This window comes from Chitinophaga pinensis DSM 2588 (assembly GCF_000024005.1).
Classification (GTDB): Bacteria; Bacteroidota; Bacteroidia; order Chitinophagales; family Chitinophagaceae; genus Chitinophaga; species Chitinophaga pinensis.
In genome coordinates this window covers 2467611-2490186 of the sequence record NC_013132.1, presented here as the reverse complement: position 1 = coordinate 2490186, position 22576 = coordinate 2467611, and the positions used below count along the sequence as shown (strand labels likewise).

Genomic DNA, 22576 nt, shown 5'->3' with positions numbered 1-22576 from the left:
CGCTATCGTTTTATTACAATGAACCCTGTGTAACGTTCTTTGTTACCACTTGCATCTGTCGTATGAATAATAAAGAAGTAAGAACCATCCGGAACATCCTGACCCTTGGTCGCACCAACGTTTCCTTTACCATTGAAGTTGTTTCGTTGATTATGATAGTTCTTCGTCGTAAATACAGTACCACCCCAGCGGTTGAATATTGTTACTTCGTTATCAGGATACTTGTCAATGTTCTCAACCTCCAGCGTTTCGTTACCCAGTCCGTCATTGTTAGGCGACATCGCCGGATGTACTCGTAATGCACCCTTGTTATCATCTCTCCATCTGCCATCTGTGATGAAACGCTCTACATAATCAGGTACGCCATCGCCATCCACATCACAATCCATACAGATCTTAATCAGACCGCTCGCTGTCATGATAGAATCAAGCGCCGGTACGTTCTGATTAGATGCTACAGTCGCTCTCAGCAAACGCATACCGAAGATCTTGTCTTTCTCCACACTGTTCACCGGTACCGGTATGTCGATCATTGTCTGACCTGGCAACAATAATATCGGGAAGATAGTCGGATCGTAATCTTTCGGCGCAACTGCCAGCAATGTATTAGCCGGAATCTCCGTTGGCGCTGGTGTATAGAATTCGTAATACACAGTTACAAGACGGGAACTTGCCCGGTTGAATCGAACAGTAAATGGTAATGGTTGTCCAATCGTATCAAAAGCAACCTTCACGGAATACTGACTCTCTGTAAAGGTCAGTTTCATAGAATCATTATCACTTACAGTATTCGATACTTCACTTGCCAGACCTGTATAGTAAGCCGGATTGCCACTGTTAAGATCAAAATCTCTCACCGCAGCTTTCACCCATCCGTCATCATCATTCAGCTCATTCTCGTTTACCTTCACTTTAAAGCTCTGTTCTTTGGAACCTTTTGGCACCACAACAGTCACCGCTTTTCCTGTCACAGTACCACCTGAAAGTGTCAGCGTACGATAAACGTCATTTGTGATATCTACAGTAACCGGAATGTCTACAGTGATAGCGCGGCTCAGTCTTACAAAGAATTCTACTTCGTCGCCTTCTTTCAGCTGACTGGTTGCTGCAAACAGATTCACAGTCGGCGTATCGATATTGTGGTTATAGATGATCAATGTCGCAACAGGATTGTCTACAAAGTTCCAGTTCACATTCGGCAGCGCAGCTGATGCATCCATCAATGTCGCCTGTACGGTTAAATCTGGTCCTGCATAAGTAATACCTGCCGGATTCACATTCACCATTACTTCACTCGATCCTTTAGGAATGATCGCATAACCTGGCAGGATAGCATAGTCCGTACCGGAAGTTGCAGTACCCGCAAGACTGTATACCACTTTCACATTGTCAAAAGCAGTCAAAGTAGGATCCTGAAAACGTATCTTGAATGCACCGGCTGTAGCTGGTTGTGTCGCATCAGCAATACGTTCGATTAACAGTTTACGTGCATCTGCTTTCGGACCGGTAGTAGCATTTTCATCATCCACTACCAGGATTTCAGCAGGCCCGATATCAACTGTCAGGTTCAGCGGGTTGCCACCATTAGCAGCCACCGCACTGGTCAATGTTACTTTTAATACCTCGTCACCCTGCAGTATCAGGTCGTCCTTGATACGCACAGGTACGGTGATCTCTTTCGAACCGGCAGGTATGATCACCGCCGATGGAAGTGGTTCGATATTAGTACCATTATAATCTACTCTGAAACTTACAGTTACATCTGAAGTGGAAGCAACCGGCATCTTAATAATAAAGGCGCCATCTTTTGCTGGTTCAGCTGCATCACTTACTTTTTCTACTGACAACGCCTGACCTGCGATCTCCAGGATCTGTAATGGCGGCACCGGCAGTACAGTATAACCTGCTGCACTTGCAGCAAACTGTAATGTCTTGTTACCTTCTACTACATGATTATCCGGTACACTCAGGAAGAACGTTACCTTGTTGCTGTCCTTTGGTAAGTTTACTACCGTCGGCAGACCAACATAATTAGTGATATCAGCAGTAGAAGACGGATCTGGTGTTACGTTGATCGTAATCGGCAGTTCTGAAGTAACCAGCGGATCAGCAAAACCAATCGTCACTCTTGTATATCCTAAACCTTTGTGTATACCGCTGGAATCAAATGTGATCTTCAGCGCTGCGATAGAAGGATCAGCTGCAGTAGCATCATCTATATACAGATCGAAACTATCCACAACGATCATCGGCAGTAAGGTCACAGCACCGCTGAATCTTACCAGCTCAGGATTTTCAATCACTTTATCAGTCAGCGCAACGATATCGAAATCAGCATGATTCACACCCGGATTCATGGTGAAGGTCGTCGGCAGACCCGTATAATCAGCGCCCGTAGCAACAGATGCCGGTGTAGCAGCAACCTGTACGAATAATGATTTAGCAGCAGTTACACCCGGAGGGAAACTTGCACGAACAGTAAATGTATTGCCTTCTTTCACACGGTTACCCTGACTTACTGGTTCTGGTGTGAAGTGAATTTTAGTATTCGCAGGATCATTGATAGTAACATCAATGATGTTAAAAGTGATCGAATCTGCCGGATAACCGTCTGTTTCTACTACCACCACCAGCTGATCATCATCGGCCAGTATGTTATCGGAACTTGCAGCTACCGGAACCGGAATAGTGACAGAATTACCACTCAATGTGATAGTCTGCGGTACGCCAGTGAAACCTGATGTAGCCGGAGAACTCAATCCTCTTGTTATTTTCACCGTCAGCGGTGTAGATGGCACAGCACCAAAAGGCATGGTCACCGTAATGAAAGCGCCAGCGCCTCCCTCTACCAGGTCCGTTCTGTCAACGGTTACTGTCGGAGCAGACATCTGTGTTTTATCTTTAATGATCACCGAAGCTGGCACTACCTGAACACCACTCAATGCTGTAGCAGCAGTGCCGCCCATTACCATAATTTCATCTCCTTCCACTACCGGGTCTGCATTGATCGTAACACCAGTTGATACCGTATTACCTCCATTATCTATGGTCAGCTGCGTGCTGTCCAGCAGATAATCGTCCGCAATGGTAGTTGAACCTGTCATCAGTGCCGGTGTGATAATAATTGGTATTTCAGTAGTATAACCTGCTGGCAGACTATAAGTAAAGCTATATCCTGAACCGCCTTCATCCATTTCTGTATGACTGGCAGTAACCGTGATCTTTTTATTATTAGGATCATCACCGGTAGCATCCAGTACAGTACCGCTGAAACCTGTAACGGTCAGTCCCGGAATAGTAGTGGCGACACCTGTCACTTTCACCGCTTCATCCAGTTCCAGGATTTTATCAGCAGTGGCAGCGAATGCACCATCTACGGTATATGTGCTCAGTCCTGCAGGTAATGTGATCGTCGCAGGAATAGAATAATCTGTTGTTGCAGCTGTGGAAGTAGCATCGTGTGACAAGGTGATGGAGATAGGCTCCTCAGCAGTCAGTGTGCTGTTTACGAAACTGATTTTGATACCGGTAGTATTACCTTCTTTCAGATCTGGTGTTACCAGCTCGATCTTCATGTCTTTATTACCTGGTATTTCACCTGTTACGTCCTGGATCGTAATCAGAGAAGAATCTACCGTGAAGCCACTCGGCGTAGTAACAATCCACAGACTTTCATCTGATTCCAGTACGTTGTCCGTTTTCGCTTTCACATTAGCAGGAAAAGTAACAGAATTCTTACCTGCTTTAATGACTAAGTTAGTAGGTAACGGACTTTCCAGATCGAGGTCAGTTGCTTTTGAACTGAGACCTCTTGATATAGTTACCGGCACATCATATAAAGAAACGATATCGTCAGGGAAAGCAATGGTAACAGCTGCACCGGCGTCTCCTTCTTCAATCGTATTCGGTGTAGCGGTCACAATCAGTTTCAGACTGCTGTCCGCATCCACATCTTTAATCGTGATGGCAGGTCCTACATAATTATATACACGACCAGCACCCACATCATCGATAGCCAGCATCAGCAGGTCGAAATGTTCAGGTACCGGACCTTCCATTATTTTATCCGGGAATACATAGAAAGGAATTCTTGTTTCTGTAGTACCAGGTGTGATCTTGAACTCAAGACCGGAATAGTAGTTCAGGTCAAAATCCACCTGGTCTTCTGCCGTTGCATTATCCCAGTCCACATACACATCCAGCATATTGATCGTTACCTCCGAAGTAACACCTGGCGGCAGGTGCAGGGAGAGATACCCGTTATATCCCTCAGGTACCGGCCTGGGTGCATCCGGAGATACACAATCGGCCATGATCTGTGAATAATTCGGGTTGAGGAACGTACTATCCTTGATCTGAATATCTTTCTGGCTGGCCACACCAATACCTAAGATCGTACCCTGGAATCGCAGGGACAGGTTTTCGGTGTTTTCCAGTACTTTATCTGACTTTGCGCTGAAGTTAAAGATCGCAGTACCTGTCTGATTAGCAGGGATCACGATATTCGGCGGTACGACGTAATCAGTATCACCGGCAGTAGAAGTAGCTACGCGGGAGAAACTGATCACGATATCTTCCGGACAGGTAATACCGATCGGCAGTGTAATTCTCGCTTTGGAAGAGTTACCCTCATACAGCGAAGTACTATCAATATTCATGGTGAGCGTTCTTGGCTCGTCATCCACGATGGTATAATCCACTTCTGAAGTACCGGAAATACTTAACAGAGAGGTACAGGTACTTACGAGTTTCAGACGTAAGGAACGGCTGTACTGCAACTGATCGTTTCCGACAACATGCAGGTTAGGGATGGTGACTGTCTTAGGAGTTGTATAGTCGCCGGCAGGTACCAGGAATGCCTCTTGTGAGAGGGTAAAATCAGTACCCGGAACGGCAGGATGTGCATAATTAGCGGAGTAAGCGGCATCGTATCTTACCAGTACATAAGCAGGCGCGTTCAGCTTACCGCCGGATACCGTCAGGGTCAGACCCTGTGCAGGCTGTTCGCCGTCAACAGTATTACCCTCATTACCAGACAATGTACCGTTGGAGAACTTAATACTCACAGCAGCAAATCCCGGAACAGGGATCGTATCGATCATCGCCTTCACGGTATCGAACTCCGTCATCGTCGTACCGTAACCGGAAAGGAGACGATAAGTCTTGAAGTTCATCGGATCAGGATCCAGTGATCCATCACGGAAGATAGCACCCAGCGATTTCATGATACCCATGGAACGGCCGTTACCATCTATACCATCGGCAACCGTATTATAAGGGAAAGAACCCGCATCATTTACATAGAAACGGTGACCAGGCACAGAAACCTCCCATGAATCGAATTTACGCAGGGCACGGTATACGTGGCTGCGGGGCGCTTCAGGAGTGGTAGCACAGCTGGCATCACGGTACACGCCGACGGTTGTTCCGGCAGCGTTCATAAAGCCATAGGCACAAGGACTGGCCGCATCAGGATCATCTCCCGCGGCAGCACCCATTACGACCTGCTCTGACTGATACAGCATAGCTTTGGTGAAACCACTGACCTGCGGCATGTGCAGCACATAGTCCATGAAGAAATAGTTCGTATTCTTCACGTAAGACACAATGATGGTAACCGTACCGGTTTGTCCGGTAGGATAGTTTTTATACCTGTCTACGATAGTACCTACAATGTGCACTTTATACGGATCCCAGTATTCACCGGTACCGGATACAGGAGAGATATAGCAGACAGTCGGACTTTTCAGATTAGCACTGGCGAGATAGCCGCTATTCTTAAAATCTAAAAAAGCCCTCATACCCTGAGAGCTGTCTGTTCTGATATAACTTTCGAGTAAACCCTTACGCGTGACCTTAATTCCACCGTCACTGAGAATCTCTATCTTCAGGTCATTGAATGCAGGTGTACCTCCGGTGGGGTTGATCACAGCCCTGACAGTCTGTGCATTCACCTCACTGCAGATAAACAGTAATAAAAATAATGGCAGCACTATCCTGCAAAGGGCATTCTGCGCTTTACTTAACGCAGCTGCAATGCTACGTCGCATAGGATCGGGAAGCTTCAACATAGTACGTGTTCAGTTGTATAATCCATCAAATACTTAATAGGTCATTGTTCAATAAAGATGGCTATCCTGGACACAGGTGATGGCGCCAGATTTTTTTGGCGGTTCATCAAACAATTCACATCAGGTCCTCCCCAGGAACCACCCTCGTATTATCTGATAAAATAAAAGACAATACATATATATTAAATACAAACATATTTGTTTTTTGATACTTACACAAACTTATTTATGTGTTTTGTGAATATATCAGGGTCAGAAATGTGGATAAGTCACCGTAAGTGTTAGTGGTCAGCTTTTTGCAAATCCACATTTTCGGTGGAAAAACTATTAATTTTTTATTTAATAAGAGTGGTAACATATAATTGATAGCCGCGAGGGGGTAAAAGAGGGCTGAAAAGTACAGGTGTTCTGTTCAAAGAAAGAAAAAAAGAACAAATGCATAGTTTAAACCCATAAAATAACACTAGATTTGCACAAAACAAGAATAAATGTCTACAGTAGCAAACTCTAACATCGACTTTAACCTTGCCTACAAGGTAAAAGATATGTCTCTGGCTGAATGGGGACGTAAGGAAATTGAACTTGCAGAAGCCGAGATGCCCGGTCTGATGTCTTTAAGAGAAGAATACGGTAACACCAAGCCTTTACAGGGTGCGCGTATTGCCGGTTGTCTGCACATGACTATCCAGACAGCTGTACTGATCGAAACCCTGGTACACCTGGGTGCTGAAGTACGCTGGAGCTCCTGCAATATCTTCTCTACACAGGATCATGCTGCTGCTGCTGTTGCTGCTGCAGGTGTACCTGTATTTGCATGGAAAGGTCTGAACGAACAGGATTTTGACTGGTGTATTGAACAGACCCTGTTCTTCGGTAGCGCTGACCGTCCGTTGAACATGATCCTGGACGATGGTGGTGACCTGACCAACATGGTATTCGATAAATACACTGAGCTGATCCAGCACATAAAAGGACTAAGTGAAGAAACCACTACCGGTGTTCACCGTCTGTACGAGCGTATGGAAAAAGGCACCCTGCCTGTTCCTGCGATCAACATCAACGACTCTGTTACCAAATCTAAATTTGATAACAAATACGGTTGCCGCGAATCCTGCGTAGATGCGATCCGTCGTGCTACTGACGTGATGATTGCCGGTAAAGTTGCCGTAGTTGCCGGTTTCGGTGACGTAGGTAAAGGTTCTGCTGAATCCCTGAGAGGTGCAGGCGCCCGTGTAATCGTTACTGAAATTGACCCGATCTGTGCACTGCAGGCCGCAATGGAAGGTTACGAAGTGAAAAAGATGAACGACGCTGTTAAAGAAGCAGATATCATCGTTACCACTACCGGTTGCCGCGATATCATCACCGGAGAGCACTTCAAACTGATGAAAGATAAATGTATCGTATCTAATATCGGTCACTTCGATATCGAGATCGACGTTGCATGGTTGAACAAAAACTACGGTAATACCAAAGTTGAAATCAAACCACAGGTAGATAAATACACCATCGATGGTAAAGATATCATCCTGCTGGCTGAAGGTCGCCTGGTAAACCTGGGTTGTGCTACCGGTCACCCGTCTTTCGTAATGAGTAACTCCTTCACCAACCAGACACTGGCTCAGCTGGAACTGTGGCTGAACGCAAACAACTACGAAAACAAAGTATACGTTCTGCCTAAGCACCTGGATGAAAAAGTTGCCCGTCTGCACCTGAAGAAAATCGGTGTGGAACTGGACATCCTGACACCAACACAGTCCGCTTACCTGAACATCCCTGCTGAAGGTCCGTTCAAACCGGATTACTACAGATACTAATCTGATTAATCATTATATTCGCAATAGCCCATAGCTGAACAGTTATGGGCTATTGCTTTTTAGTTGTATAACCCATTATCTGTCACGATGGAGTATCCACGTAATTCCACTAATTTTGCACTATGACCAAGCTAAGCGTAAACATCAACAAATTTGCTACTCTCCGTAATGCGCGGGGTGGCAATATGCCGGATATTCTGAAAGTGGCGCAGGATTGTGAGCGTTTCGGCGCAGACGGTATCACCGTACACCCAAGACCGGATGAAAGACATATCCGCTACCAGGATGTGATTGACCTGAAACCATTGGTAACAACAGAATTCAATATCGAAGGCTATCCTTCTAAAGAATTCATGGATCTCGTATTGTCCGTGAAGCCACATCAGGCTACCCTCGTGCCCGATCCGCCAGATGCCATTACTTCCAATACCGGCTGGGATACCATTCAGCACCAGTCCTTCCTCCGTGAAGTGATCGGTACACTGAAAGCTGCCGGTATCCGTGTTTCTATCTTCCTCAATGCAGAAACTGATAAAGTTGAAGCAGCTAAAACTGCCGGCGCTGACCGTATAGAACTCTATACCGGCCCCTATGCGGAAGAGTTTGAACGTGCCCGTACGCAACCACAGAACCTCCAGTTATTCAACGCCTATAAAGACACTGCACGCGCAGCTACTGCTACTGGCCTGGAACTGAATGCCGGACATGATCTGAATCTCGATAACCTGCGCTTCTTTAAACTGCATATTCCGCAGTTAAAAGAAGTATCCATCGGACATGCACTCGTATGTGATGCGCTGTATTATGGTCTGGAAAATACCATCCAGCTGTACAAAAGACAACTCACAGAGATAGAATAGCCAATACATGATATTGCATAAAAAAAGGGATGACGTAACTGTCATCCCTTTTCTTTTATTCCTTAATACCGCCATTCCTTTAACGGTAAATTAATCCCCAGTTGATTGAGCGCCTCACTCCGCTGATACCAGGAACGGGCATATCTTAACTGCAACCTCCTCGTAATGATCCCCAGACCGCCTGAAAAACCACTCATGCCCTTTTGCTGCGGCATCCCCAGCTCCTGCCGGCGAAGATGATTATACGCCGTTGTCAGCTCAATGTAACGCCCTATCTCCCATTGCGCAGCCAGGATAAAATGCCGGAATATTTTATCGGCTGTTCCTCCCGTACGCGCCGTATCGCCATCAGAAATAACCGTTCCCTCCCGGAAGTCAGGATCTGCATAACGCACATCAAATTGATGCACATGGTGGATCGTTGCTGAAAACTGTAAAGGCGCACCTTCCAGTTTCTTTGAAACACCCACCTGCAGGTCGAAAGGCAAAGGTTCCTGGTTACCCTTCGTATACGTCTTCAGCTGCACCCCCATATTACGGAATACCAGACCGGCCTGCCAGTGATGCGCTGTATCCTGGTAGTTCAGCCCTACATGAAATGCCAGTCCGGAAGCCTTGTACTGCTGATAGGCTGAATGTACATATTGCATGGTGAGACCATAAAACCACCTTTCCAGGTAACGGCGGGAAGCAGTTACCTGAATCGCCATATCCCGGGGCCAGAATGTACCCTGCGCCATGCCGGTAGCATCCGTCTCCGTGATCCTGCCATAATTGATATATTGTATCCCACCCGCAAAGGTCGTCTGGTATTTCTCTGCATGATAGCCGAAAAGCGCATGGGCATACTGTACTCCCCCGAAATAATTGGTATAATTCACCTGCAGATGCTGGTCCATAGACGGACGCAATAAGGCCGGATTGAGAGAAGATAAAGCAATGTCGTTATTCTGTAAACTCACATTTGTACTGCCTAATGCAGCCACCTGTGGTGCTACCGGAAGATCAAGGAATGAAAACACATTTTTTCCACCCAGCACCTGGGCTTTGGCAGACGGTATCAGACAACATAGGTATGGCAATGCGAGCAATAGCGCAATAATGTTCTTCCTCATAGGAAGCATAAAGCTAAAAAAAATACCGAAGCCATTCCCGTCATCTGGAGAATGGCTTCGGTTAAACCCTTAAAACAATCAACATTAGTATCCATTGCCGGTCACAACTGTTAAAAAGACCGACAGTGAAATGTTACTTCTTTAATAACGCTATATCTACCACTTGGTTCATTTCTTTTACAAAATGAAATTTCAGGCCCTTGATATAGTCGGGATTGATCTCCTTAATATCCTTTTCATTCTGCCAGCACAGGATGATTTCCTTAATACCCGCCCTTTTGGCAGCCAGGATCTTTTCCTTGATACCTCCCACCGGCAGTACCTGTCCGCGCAGGGTGATCTCGCCCGTCATCGCCAGGTAAGACTTCACCTTTCTGCCGGTAAAAGCAGACGTCAATGCCGTCAGCATGGTAATACCCGCACTCGGACCATCCTTCGGTACCGCGCCTTCCGGCACATGTACGTGAATAGTACGCTGTCCGAATAACTTCGGATCGATTTTGAACTCCGCTGCATGTGCCTGCAGATAGCTCAAGGCCGTACTTACTGACTCCTTCATCACATTACCCAGGTTACCGGTCAGTTTCAGCTCTCCTTTTCCTTCACTCAGACTGGTCTCGATAAACAGGATATCTCCCCCTACATATGTCCAGGCCAATCCTACGGCTACGCCGGGAGGATTACCCACTTTATAGATCTCATTAGAATAACGGCCTTTACCCAGGATACGCTCCACATGCTCTTCCGTCAAACTATCCGGAATTTCTTCCTCCAGCGCCACATCCTTGGCAATTGCACGCATGATAGAAGCCAGCTGTCTGTCCAGTTCACGTACACCGCTTTCACGGGTGTAATCCTGTACGATCCTTTCCAGTATACCATTGCTGATACGCATTTTAAGGGATTTCAAACCGTGTGCCTCTTTCTGTTTTGGCACCAGGTGACGCTTCGCGATTTCCACCTTTTCTTCAATGGAATAACCACTCAGGTCAATGATTTCCAGCCTGTCGCGTAAAGCGGGACTGATCGCATTGATATTATTCGCAGTAGCAATAAACAACACCTTGCTCAGGTCATATTCCAGCTCCAGGTAGTTGTCATAAAAAGTGCCGTTCTGTTCAGGATCCAGTACTTCCAGCATCGCAGAACTTGGATCGCCACGATGGTCGTTACCTATCTTATCAATCTCATCCAGGATCATTACCGGATTGGATGTTTTCACCTTACGGATGGACTGTAAAAGACGACCCGGCATAGCGCCGATGTACGTCTTACGGTGACCTCTGATCTCACTTTCGTCATGCAGACCGCCAAGGCTGAGTCTTACATACTTACGGCCGATCGCACTGGCTATAGAACGACCCAGGGAGGTTTTACCAATACCCGGAGGACCCACAAAACACAGGATCGGCGACTTCATGTCACCTTTCAGTTTCAGTACGGCCAGGTATTCCAGGATACGCTCCTTGATCTTGTCCATACCATAGTGGTCGTTGTCCAGTATCTTTTTCGCCTTTTTCAGGTCGTAACTGTCTTCTGTATAATGCTTCCATGGCAGGTCCAGCATCAGATCCAGGTGATTGTACACCACGGAGTAATCCGGTGTGCTGGGATGCATACGCTCCAGCTTCTCAATACCCTTGCGGAATAATTCTGCGGCTGCTTCCGTCCATTGTTTCGTTTCTGCCTTACGCTGCAATTCCTTTACCTCACGGTCGTTAGAATCGCCCCCCAGTTCTTCCTTGATGGATTTCAGCTGCTGCTGCAGGAAATATTCACGTTGTTGTTTATCGAGATCTGCCTTGGTTTTATTGGTAATCTTGTTTTTCAGCTCCGCCAATTGCAGTTCCACCTGTAACAGCTTCAGTAATAACTCTGCACGGGTGCGCAGGTTATTGATTTCCAGCAGCTGCTGTTTATCTTTCAGATCACAGTTCAGGTTGGAGGATACAAAGTGCACCAGGAAAGACTCATTTTCAATGTTCTTCAGGATGATGCTGGCTTCAGATGGCAGATTAGGTGATAACTGAATGATCTGACCTGCCAGGTCTTTGATGGAGGAGATATAAGCGTCAAATTCCGGATCGTCTGTCACTATTTCATCCTGCAACAATTCGATACGGGCTTTGAAATAAGGATCTTCCGAAACTACTTCACTGATTTTGAAACGTTTACGACCCTGAATAATGATGGTTGTGCCACCATCCGGCATTTTTATCAGTTTAACAATGCGGGCTACAGTGCCTACATTGGAAAGATCTACAAGGTTGGGATCCTCAACGGTACTATCCTTTTGTGCAACCACACCGATCAGCTTATCTGCCTTATAGGCATCATTCACTGCCTTTATGGATTTGTCTCTGCCAACTGTGATTGGCAGCACTACGCCAGGAAAAAGTACTGTATTTCTAAGTGGCAATAACGCCAGTTCATCAGGTATTTTATCATCTTCCAGCCCATCAGTCTCCTCGTTCAGAGGGATAATCGGCATGAACTCCATCTCTTCTTCCGAGTTTGCAAAATAGAATTTATTCATCTGCGTAATTTAAACAGAAAAGCGGCCAATTTGTCAGCCTGCGACCTCTTTTCCTTTCTTTTTTATAAGCATAGGTATATTGTCAAGATTAATGCCACGAACAGAAAAAGCTAAAATTAAAAAAGTCACCCCGCTTTCAGACGAGGTGACCTGCAATATGATCTGACCGATATCTTATAATGTCACACCTACACCCAGCTGAATCGCCTGGTTTTTCCAGTTACCTCTGTCCGTTACAGTGCTTACACCTTTAACGTCAGTGAAGCCAACGATGTAACGGGCACTGATATTAATGATAGGCAGCTGTAACCACAGACCGGCAACGCCGGATACATCGCCGCCTTTGAAAGCTTCGTCTGCACCTTTAATCACGTTCTTGTCACTTACAAGTGCGCTGAACTGAGGACCAACCTGTAGTTTCACACGCGGGCTACCCAAAGAGATGTTTGCCAGCAATGGGATGCTCAGGTAGTTCAGTTTGATTTTTTTGTCGTTGTTGGTAGGATCATTCAGATTGTCCGGATTGATTACCTCATTAAAATTGTCTGTAGTTTTTACAGTAGAAGAAGAGAAGATCAACTCACCCTGTACACCAAAACCTTTGCTAAGATTTACCTGTGCAAAACCACCCAGGTGGTAACCGAGCTTGAAGCCATCTTTGTAACCCTGACCGTCCAGTTTACCCAGGTTTGCACCACCTTTAAGACCGAATCTTAAGAATTTTGTCTGAGCATTTACAGTAGAAACGGCAGTCACGCTGAGTACTGCGATCGCGAGAAACAGTTTTTTCATATAGTTGTTTTTTTTCGAAGAGGATGAAAATTGTATTGTTATTAAAGGTTTTTCCAGATCTGATTATAGATAACGTTCCTCACAAAGCATACCCCTAAATAACACGTAGCAAATTACGTGCTATTTTTATTAACACATGGCAACGTGTGGATAATAAAATAGGAAATTTAATAACGTGAGAAGTATACAGATTATTTGAAGGTAAGACCCAATCTTGCAGTAAAGTATCCGATCAGGCTTTTATCCTCTCCCTGGAATGGTTTAAAAACGGTATAGGACGGGGATATCGTCACCTTTCCGATCACATAGGAAGCATTGAGGGTCACATCAACTGCCCTCATTTCAAAACCGGTTTTGGTAGAAGAACTCAGGAAGCTCCTGACTGCATCGGCAGTTGGCGGTCTGTCGCCCCCCGGCGGATTCCTGTTCCACTCAGAATGCAGTTTGGGAGAACGGGACATATATTGAAACGCTTTGAGGTTGCTGTAGTAATTAGCAGTTCCCGCAGTCACGCCGATAGATGGCGTCAGCAATACAGCATCGTCATGCTTCAGTACATCCAGGAAAATAAAAGGGTGACGTACGGCGCCGACGATATTAAAGTCTGTTCCGGACAGATTCCTGCTTAAACGGCCACCGGCCAGGGTTTCCTGCGCACTGCCCCATCCGAGATCAAGGCTGATACCAGGTTGTAACCACCAGTCGCGATAATAAAAATAGGCAAACAGCTCATTGTTGATGGGCGTAACCGGAATATCAGAAGAATCAGTGAAAATATAGCGGGTGTATGATATACCGGTCAGGAATTTCCGGTTTTTAGAATAATCATACCCTATTGAAAGGTCCCATTCAAACCAGGGTTTACCTATTGCCTCAAACAGGTAATAGGAACTGGCGCTTGCAAAAAGTCCGGACTTATGATAATAGGAAAGTGTGGGGGATAAAAATGGCTTCATGATAACCGGCGTCTCATAGGTCGTTGTCTTTTTCCCGTACGCCGGACTGTTTCCATAGCCCACCCCTATGATCAACTCACTTTTCTCCCGCTTTCTCAGCAGGGAGTCCAGTTGTTTTTCCAACTCGGCTAGGGACTGACACATAGCAGCCTGACTACATAACAGAAATAAAATGATAAAGCAGCAGCGCATGCATGGAGCATTTTTATACGCCTGCAAGATAACGCAAATAGTCGATAGCCCCTAGCTGATAGTCGATGGAAACCGCCTGCCTGTCGGTGATTATGGTGTCCGGCCCGACCGGACACCGCAATCAATTAAGCCAGTTCGATAACAGTGATCTCCGGAAGGATCCCCACACGACCTGGATACCCCAGAAATCCGAAACCCCTGTTGACATACAGCCGCTGATTACCTTCTTTATAGAGACCTGCCCATTCTTTATAGATAAAACGGGCGGGACTCCATTTAAAACCAGGGATTTCCACACCGAACTGCATACCGTGGGTATGACCGGCCAGCATCAGATCAATATCAGGGTATTCTGTTCTGACCTGCGCATCCCAATGGGTAGGATCGTGCGACATCAGTATTTTAAAGGGCTGGTGAGAGGCGCCCGCATAAGCCTTTTTCATGTCGCCGTATTTAGGGAAGCGACTCATAGCACTCCAGTTCTCAATACCCAGCAACGCAATTTCCTGTCCGCCACGTTCCAGCGTCACATGTTCATTCATCAGTAAGCGCCAGCCCATGTCGGCGTGCACCTGTTTCAGCTGCTCCAGGTTTTGCGTACGCAATGCACTGTAACCATTGGCATCTTTGTCCGGCCAGGCGTAATAATCACCATAATCGTGGTTACCCAGGGTAGAATAAACCCCCATCGGCGCTTTCACCTGGCGAAACACATCCATGAGGTTGTCCATCTCGGAAGCACGGTCATTAACCAGGTCGCCGGTAAAGAGGATGATATCCCCCTTCTGGGCATTGATCATTTCCACGCCTTTGATCACGGCTTCCTTGTCAGTCAGACTACCGGAATGAATATCAGATATCTGCACGATCCGCAGCCCTTTAAAAGCAGGCGGCAGGTTTTTAAAGGAAAGTTTCAGTTTATGTACCCGGTAGTTGTATTTATTGGACAATCCGTACATAAGGGTAGCAAACATACCACCACCCAGCAGCAGGGCTACCTGGGAGAAAAAGCGGGAACGGGAGATACCGCCCGGTAAGGAAGCTGTACGTTGCGATCTCCGGGTAAAATAACTGATGATCCACTGGACACCCCGACGGAGATCGTCCAGCAGCATAAATACCGCCGCCAGTACTTTCGCAAAAACGATCCCGAAGAGCACGGTCAGGATATAAGAGCGCGTATTGGCCGGCCAGTCCTGCCAGTTCAGGTAGGGCAAAAGAGCGATCGTTATGAGTACCAGGGCAGAAACCGCCCAGTAAGTGCCGGTTGCTATATTGCGGACTCTCTTTGAAGAGTGGCTGAAAATGGCCCTAATGGCCATGAAAACGTAAAGATCCAGTAATAACAGTATGAATATCAGTACTATCGAATTCCATCCGGTGCGCATATGATTTATTTGTCCTTGCAAAAATAAACCCTTCGGTACAGCTTACATTTTTTTTGGTACCGAAGGCTGTATCCGGGTATGACGTACAGCCATCCCGGATATTGTAAGGAAAGGCAGAATTTGGATTTACTTTAACAAATTTTATTAAGTGATTCATTTTTAACTAATTAACAAGTTGTTTGTATAAGCGCTGTGAATAAATAAATAGCGGCTTAGACCTTATTATAGGCTATTCGTTGTACTTTTGTACACTTGGTTAGTTATATACTATTGTTCATATAGATACCTGCAGGATGAAGTTTACCTATTACGGCCATTCGAGTTTCGGGATAGAGATTAAAGGAAAGAAGATTGTTTTTGACCCGTTCATTACACACAACGAGTTGGCAAAAACAGTGGATATCAACAAGATAGAAGCAGATTATATCTTTTGCTCCCACGGGCATGACGATCATGTGGCGGACCTGGTAGTACTGGCAAAACGTACCAATGCAACGATTGTCGGAGCATATGAACTGACAAGCTGGGCGGGCAGACAAGGTCTTGAGCGGGTACATCCGATGAACACCGGGGGGAAATGGCAGTTTGACTTTGGAACCGTGAAATGTGTGGTTGCCCATCACTCCAGCGGTATGCCGGATGGATCCTACGGAGGTAATCCGATGGGATTCGTATTTACAACTGACGAAGGAAATTTTTATTTTGCAGGAGATACAGCGCTGACTTTAGATATGCAACTCATACCAAAGTTTGCTAAACTGGATTTTGCAGTTTTACCAATAGGCGATAATTTCACAATGGGAGCTGACGATGCAATTGTGGCGGCAGGGTTTGTTGAGTGCAAGCGTATAATCGGGGTTCATTATGACACCTTTGGATATATCAAGATAGATAAGGAGAAGACGCAGCAGCAATTTGCGGCCGCAGGCCTGGAATTGTTACTGCCGGCAATAGGAAGTAGCATTGATCTTTAGCAAAAGCATATTCTTTCACATGGTGAACGGGTCTTCGGGACATCCTCAGCCATGCCTATTTATTGTCCTATAGAAAACCTAAGAAATACCTAATCAACAATGGCAAGAGTAATTGCAATCGCTAATCAGAAAGGTGGGGTAGGGAAAACTACCAGTGCTATTAACCTGGCAAGCAGCCTGGCTGTACTGGAGTATAAAACATTGCTGGTAGATGCGGATCCGCAGGCTAACAGCACCACCGGTTTAGGTTTTGACCTGCGTAATATACAGCAGAGTTTATATGACTGTATGGTAAATGAAGGGCAGGCCAAAGATGTCATCCTGGAATCGGATACGCCGAACCTGAAAGTGCTGCCTTCCCATATTGATCTGGTAGGTGCAGAACTGGAGCTCATCAACCACCCGAACAGGGAACAGGTGATGAAGCAGGTGATCGATGCTGTAAAAGAGGACTATGATTTCGTAATAGTAGACTGCTCCCCTTCCCTGGGTCTGATCACCGTAAACGCACTCGTGGCGTCCGACTCCGTGATCATCCCTGTACAGTGTGAGTTCTTTGCACTGGAAGGTCTGGGTAAGTTGTTAAATACCATTAAGATCGTCCAGAGCCGTCTGAATACCAACCTGGCTATTGAAGGCATCCTGATGACCATGTACGATGGCCGTCTGCGTCTCAGCAACCAGGTAGTAGACGAAGTAAAACAACACTTCGAAGAAAGCGTATTCAACACCATCATTCACCGTAATACCAAACTGGGTGAAGCACCAAGCTTTGGTAAATCCGTTATCATGTACGATGCGGCCAGTACCGGTGCAATCAACTACCTCAACCTGGCAAAGGAAATTCTGCAAAAGAATAACTTTACACGTATTAACCTGGAAGATAAAATCTTAGCAATTAACAATGAGCAATCAGAGTAAGGGCAATCCTAATAAGAAAGAGGCGTTGGGTAAAGGTATCCGCTCGCTGCTGCAAAACATTGATACTGACCTGAAACAGACCACCAGCGCGCTGGGTGAACAGGTCGTGGCACAGGCTACCGGTATGGAGCGTATCCCGCTCGATCAGGTAGAGATCAATCCGAAACAGCCGCGTAGGGATTTCGACGAGAAAGCTTTACAGGAATTAAGTATGTCCATCTCGCTGCACGATGTGATACAGCCTATTACCGTGTCCAGGATAGGGGCCAAGAAGTATCAGCTGATAGCAGGTGAAAGACGTTTGCGCGCGAGTAAAATGGCGGGTCTGAAAGACATTCCTGCATATATCCGTCAGGCAAATGATCAGGAACTGCTGGAACTGGCCCTGCTGGAAAACTTACAGCGCGAAAATCTGAATGCCATAGAAATCGGCCTTAGCTACAAACGCCTCATGGAAGAGTGTGTACTCACCCAGGAGCAGGTAGCCGACCGTATGGGTAAAGAAAGAAGTACCGTTACCAACTATATACGCCTGCTGAAACTGCCACCTGATATCCAGGTTGCCGTACGCAATGGCCAGATCAGCATGGGACACGCCAGAGCGCTGATCGCCGTGGAAAACGTAGAAAAACAACTCTTCGTTTTCAATGAGATCATGCGGGACGGACTGTCTGTACGCCAGACAGAAGAACTGGTTCGTAAAGCAGCCAGCCTCGACAAGAACAACATTAAAAAGGCTGCCGGCAAAATCACCTTACCGCCTGCTTATCAGAAAATTGAAGACAATCTCGCGACCCATTTTGCAACAAAAGTGAAGCTGGACAGAAGTAAGAATGGAAAAGGCAGCGTGACCATCGAGTTCTACTCCGACGAAGAACTCGACAGCATCTTAGAAAAAATAGACTTATACGGTGGCTAGAACGTCCGGGAATATTTTCTCCTTTCATTTATCACGCATCTGTTTACTGGTAATTCCGGTTGTTATTATCTGTATGCCCGTCTGTCTGTTCGCTCAGGACAGCCTGAAAGCCGCATACCTGCGTAAACAACAACCCGATAGCCGGGTAGACTCTACTGAACTCTATATTAAAAAAGATTCAGTGCCCCCAGCGCCTGTACGCAGTCCGCACAATCCGCGAAAAGCAGCCTTTTACTCCGCTGTACTGCCAGGTCTGGGACAGATCTACAACCGCCAGTACTGGAAATTGCCGCTGGTATACGCTGCACTCGGTATCACTACCGGTACCTTCATCTTCAATATGGATAAATACCGTACCTACCGCGATGCCTACCGCATCCGTATGGACGGCAATGACGATACCAAAGACCAGTTCGAAAACCTGTATCGCAATCCCAACTCCCTCAAATCACTGAGGGACGCCTACCGGGAATACGTCGATTACTCCGTACTCGTATTCGTACTGGCCTACGGCCTCAATATCATAGATGCAACCGTATTCGCCCATCTGAAGGACTTCAATATGTCAGATGACCTCAGTATGAAGATCGTTCCCACTGTTATCAACAACCAGGCACTGGGACTCAGTCTGCGTGTGAATATCGGCAAGAAAAAAACTTACAGCCGGGGTTTAGCCCTCGGCGCAAGATGATCATCTCCCCTTCTACTAATAGAATATCATGAAAATAGCGCTTATCGGTTACGGAAAAATGGGAAAGGCAATTGAGGCAATCGCCGTTGCCAAAGGACACGAAATTGTTCATCGTATTGACCTGAGTAATCTGCACCTGCTTGAGAAAGAAGAACTCAGCAAGGCTGATGTGGCCATCGAATTCACCGGTCCGGAAACTGCCTATAGCAATATCCTGAAATGTTTTGCCGCCAATGTACCTGTCGTTTGCGGCAGCACAGGCTGGCTGGAACATCTCGGCACAGTGAAATCCGCCTGTCTGGAACAACACCAGGCATTCCTCTACGCCAGCAATTTCAGCGTAGGTGTGAATATCTTCTTCGAAATCAATAAACGCCTCGCAGAACTGATGGCTAACCAGCCCCAGTACGGTGTGAAAATGGAAGAAATCCACCACACACAGAAAAGAGATGCACCAAGCGGTACCGCTATCACCCTGGCAGAACAGGTAATGGATAAGGTACAGCGTAAAAAAGAATGGGTAAATACCGAAGAGGCACAGCCTGAACAACTGTCTATCGTCTCCAAACGTATTGACCCGGCTCCTGGTACACACAGCATCACCTATACGTCCAGCATAGACGACATCAGCATCACACATACAGCTCATTCCCGCGAGGGTTTTGCTTCAGGTGCCGTCGTGGCTGCAGAATGGATACTGGGAAAACATGGTGTATTCGGTATGAAAGACGTACTGAGCCTGTAAGAGAGAAAAACCTGTTATCTTTGCAATATTATTCTTAGATCATCTGGGAGAATCGATATGTTGTCTAAAAAAACGCAGTACGCTTTTCACGCGCTCATACACCTGGCAGAGAATGCAGATAAAGGACCCATTCTGATATCTGAAATAGCACAGGAAAAGAGCATTTCCATCAAATTCCTGGAGAATATCCTGCTGGAGCTGAAAAATGCCGGAATTCTCGGTAGTAAAAAAGGTAAAGGCGGTGGCTATTACCTGCTGAAAACACCGAAGGAAATTCCTCTTGCGAAGATCATCCGCCTGCTGGATGGCGCTATTGCGCTACTCCCCTGCGTAAGTCTCAACTATTATGAAAAATGTGAGAATTGCCGGGATGAAGCAGTGTGCGGCCTGAACGACGTAATGGGGAAGGTGAGAGATGCGACGCTAAAAATCCTTGAGACCAAAACACTGAAGGACATATTGACAAGAAATGTGTCCATATTATAATGGAAAGACTCTTTTTGTCAATTAGGAATTAAGAATTAAGAATTAAGAATTAAGAATTAAGAATTATTAATTTATCGCCTTCAGATAACAGAAAGGGCGTCCCATAATGTGGATGCCCTTTCTGTTTATAAACGGTTCGCTCCGCTCTCCGCTGCATTCAATTCTTAATTCTTAATTCTTAATTTTTAATTCTTAATTCTTAATTCTTAATTCCCCCCTCCCCCATAACTCACTAATAACCAATAACTATCACTGCCTCCTCTACACAAAGGAACCTCATTTAAAAAAAGCCTATCTTTTTTATAGAGTTTATGTATTTTTGTATACAACACAGTTGTCAATAATAATTAAAGGAAGTATCACTGGCATTCGCAGGCAACTACGGATGAATGTCAGTGTATTGAGATAAGATCACATGGAGAATATCAGTACAGCACTGGAAGGGCTAGATCCAATTGCTGCCATGCAGTATCTGGCAGCAGCATTTCCCGGAGCGGTGGCCTTTTCCACCTCATTTGGACAGGAAGATCAGGTGATTGCAGACATGATTTGGCGTGCTAACCTGCCTGTCAGAATCTTCACACTGGACACAGGCCGTTTGTTTCAGGAAACCTATGACCTGATGGACCTCACCCGCGCCCGCTACAAAAAGACATTTGAAGTTTATTTCCCGGAAACTGCTTCAGTAGAGAAATTACTACAGGAAAAAGGTCCGAACAGCTTCTACGAATCTGTTGAAAACCGCAAAGAATGCTGTAATATCCGTAAAGTAGTACCGCTGAACCGTGCCCTCCAAGGTGTAAAAGTCTGGATCACCGGCCTGCGTGCAGAACAGTCTGAAAACCGCCAGACGCTACACGCCCTGGAATGGGACGAACAACGCCAGCTGTACAAATACAATCCACTGATCAACTGGAGCTACGACGAAATGATCAATTACCTGCAGACGCAAAATGTTCCTTATAACAAATTGCACGATAAAGGCTTCATTTCTATCGGGTGCGCCCCCTGTACCCGTGCCATCGAACCGGGCGAACATCCCCGCGCCGGCAGATGGTGGTGGGAACTGTCAAAAAAAGAATGCGGCTTACATGGCTGATCTGACATTCCCTTTATAACTTGTAACTGATTTGATTCATCTGGTCCCCGAGGGACATTTAAATAAAAAGACTTATGACCAATAAAATACAGTGGGAGTTTCCGCAGGCACTGGAAGACGAAGCCATCTATATTTTACGTGAAACAGCTGCACAGTTCGAACGCCCTGCTATCCTGTTCTCAGGTGGTAAGGACTCTATCACCATCGTGCGCCTGGCACAAAAGGCATTTTATCCCGGTAAAGTTCCTTTTCCATTATTACACGTAGATACCGGCCACAACTTCCCCGAAACTATTCAGTTCCGCGACTGGCTGGTGGAATCACTGGGTCTTGATCTTAGAGTAAGATATGTGCAGGATAGCATCAACCAGGGTAAAGTACAGGAAGAAACTGGTAAATACGCCAGCAGAAACGCCCTCCAGACAGTCACCCTGCTCGACGCTATCGAAGAACTGAAATTCGATGCCTGCATCGGCGGTGCCCGTCGTGATGAAGAAAAGGCACGTGCGAAAGAAAGAATATTCTCCGTAAGAGACGAATTCGGTCAGTGGAACGCTAAAATGCAACGCCCTGAACTGTTTGATATGCTCAACGGTAAAATACAGATGGGTGAAAACGTACGCGTATTCCCTATCTCCAACTGGACAGAACTCGATGTATGGAACTACATCCGCAGAGAAAAACTGGAAATCCCATCCATCTACTTCTCTCATGAAAGAGATATCATCGAAAGAGATGGTATGTACTGGCCACACTCCCCATTCCTCAATACCACAGAAGAAGAAACGCCTTTCCGCCAGAAAGTACGCTTCCGCACAGTAGGCGATATGACCTGTACCGCCGCTGTTATTTCTGAGGCAGATAAACTGGAAGATATCATCTCCGAAATACTAGAAGCCAAGATATCTGAAAGAGGCGCCCGTATTGACGACAAACGCTCTGAAGCAGCAATGGAAAAGAGAAAACAGGCAGGCTACTTCTAGTCCTTCCTGCCGCATACGCACTTATTAACTT

The 22576-nt window shown here is 46.1% G+C and carries 16 protein-coding genes; 10 read left to right on the top strand and 6 right to left on the bottom strand.

Annotated elements, in window-relative coordinates; translation table 11 throughout:
- Nucleotides 1-2: 2 nt before the first annotated feature.
- Complete coding sequence (locus CPIN_RS10240; RefSeq protein ID WP_012789711.1) at nt 3-6071, bottom strand: T9SS type B sorting domain-containing protein; 6069 nt, start codon at nt 6069-6071, stop codon at nt 3-5.
- A gap of 488 nt (nt 6072-6559) precedes the next feature.
- Between CPIN_RS10240 and ahcY the strand changes: the two genes are divergently transcribed.
- A complete protein-coding gene (ahcY, locus tag CPIN_RS10235; protein WP_012789710.1) occupies nt 6560-7888 on the top strand; it encodes an adenosylhomocysteinase in 1329 nt (442 codons plus the stop codon).
- Nucleotides 7889-8010: 122 nt separating this feature from the next.
- Nucleotides 8011-8748 carry a pyridoxine 5'-phosphate synthase gene (locus CPIN_RS10230; protein WP_012789709.1) on the top strand — a complete coding sequence of 246 codons (738 nt, stop codon included), beginning with the start codon at nt 8011-8013 and terminating at the stop codon, nt 8746-8748.
- 62 nt (nt 8749-8810) lie between these two features.
- On the opposite strand, the gene porQ is transcribed toward CPIN_RS10230, so the two are convergent.
- The 5 genes from porQ to CPIN_RS10205 form a co-directional block, all read right to left on the bottom strand.
- Entirely contained in the window at nt 8811-9863 is a 1053-nt protein-coding gene (gene porQ / locus CPIN_RS10225) for a type IX secretion system protein PorQ (protein WP_012789708.1), read from the bottom strand.
- Between the two features lie 133 nt (nt 9864-9996).
- The gene (gene lon / locus CPIN_RS10220; RefSeq protein ID WP_012789707.1) at nt 9997-12399 is read right to left on the bottom strand and encodes an endopeptidase La; all 2403 of its coding nucleotides are present in this window, start codon (nt 12397-12399) and stop codon (nt 9997-9999) included.
- A gap of 174 nt (nt 12400-12573) precedes the next feature.
- Nucleotides 12574-13191 (bottom strand): porin family protein, encoded by a 618-nt coding sequence (locus tag CPIN_RS36485; RefSeq protein WP_012789706.1) that lies wholly within the window; start codon nt 13189-13191, stop codon nt 12574-12576.
- Between the two features lie 191 nt (nt 13192-13382).
- On the bottom strand, nt 13383-14291 hold the full coding sequence (locus CPIN_RS10210) for a hypothetical protein (protein WP_044218262.1): 909 nt from the start codon (nt 14289-14291) through the stop codon (nt 13383-13385).
- 173 nt (nt 14292-14464) lie between these two features.
- On the bottom strand, nt 14465-15727 hold the full coding sequence (locus CPIN_RS10205; RefSeq protein WP_012789704.1) for a metallophosphoesterase: 1263 nt from the start codon (nt 15725-15727) through the stop codon (nt 14465-14467).
- Nucleotides 15728-16020: 293 nt separating this feature from the next.
- Here CPIN_RS10205 and CPIN_RS10200 point away from each other — a divergent pair, with 293 nt between their 5' ends.
- The 8 genes from CPIN_RS10200 (at nt 16021) to cysD (ending at nt 22545) form a co-directional block, all read left to right on the top strand.
- Nucleotides 16021-16701, top strand: coding sequence for a metal-dependent hydrolase (locus CPIN_RS10200; protein ID WP_012789703.1), 681 nt, complete (start codon nt 16021-16023; stop codon nt 16699-16701).
- Nucleotides 16702-16800: 99 nt separating this feature from the next.
- Entirely contained in the window at nt 16801-17622 is an 822-nt protein-coding gene (locus tag CPIN_RS10195) for a ParA family protein (protein ID WP_012789702.1), read from the top strand.
- Nucleotides 17606-18541 (top strand): ParB/RepB/Spo0J family partition protein, encoded by a 936-nt coding sequence (locus CPIN_RS10190; RefSeq protein WP_012789701.1) that lies wholly within the window; start codon nt 17606-17608, stop codon nt 18539-18541. The genes CPIN_RS10195 and CPIN_RS10190 overlap by 17 nt, the downstream gene beginning before the upstream one ends.
- Nucleotides 18534-19232, top strand: coding sequence for a DUF5683 domain-containing protein (locus CPIN_RS10185; RefSeq protein WP_148230536.1), 699 nt, complete (start codon nt 18534-18536; stop codon nt 19230-19232). The genes CPIN_RS10190 and CPIN_RS10185 overlap by 8 nt, the downstream gene beginning before the upstream one ends.
- 28 nt (nt 19233-19260) lie before the next feature.
- Nucleotides 19261-19977 (top strand): 4-hydroxy-tetrahydrodipicolinate reductase, encoded by a 717-nt coding sequence (gene dapB, locus CPIN_RS10180; RefSeq protein ID WP_012789699.1) that lies wholly within the window; start codon nt 19261-19263, stop codon nt 19975-19977.
- A gap of 57 nt (nt 19978-20034) precedes the next feature.
- Entirely contained in the window at nt 20035-20463 is a 429-nt protein-coding gene (locus CPIN_RS10175; protein WP_012789698.1) for an RrF2 family transcriptional regulator, read from the top strand.
- A 415-nt stretch (nt 20464-20878) separates the two neighbouring features.
- Nucleotides 20879-21562, top strand: coding sequence for a phosphoadenylyl-sulfate reductase (locus CPIN_RS10170; protein ID WP_012789697.1), 684 nt, complete (start codon nt 20879-20881; stop codon nt 21560-21562).
- Between the two features lie 74 nt (nt 21563-21636).
- On the top strand, nt 21637-22545 hold the full coding sequence (gene cysD / locus CPIN_RS10165; RefSeq protein ID WP_012789696.1) for a sulfate adenylyltransferase subunit CysD: 909 nt from the start codon (nt 21637-21639) through the stop codon (nt 22543-22545).
- Nucleotides 22546-22576: the final 31 nt, after the last annotated feature.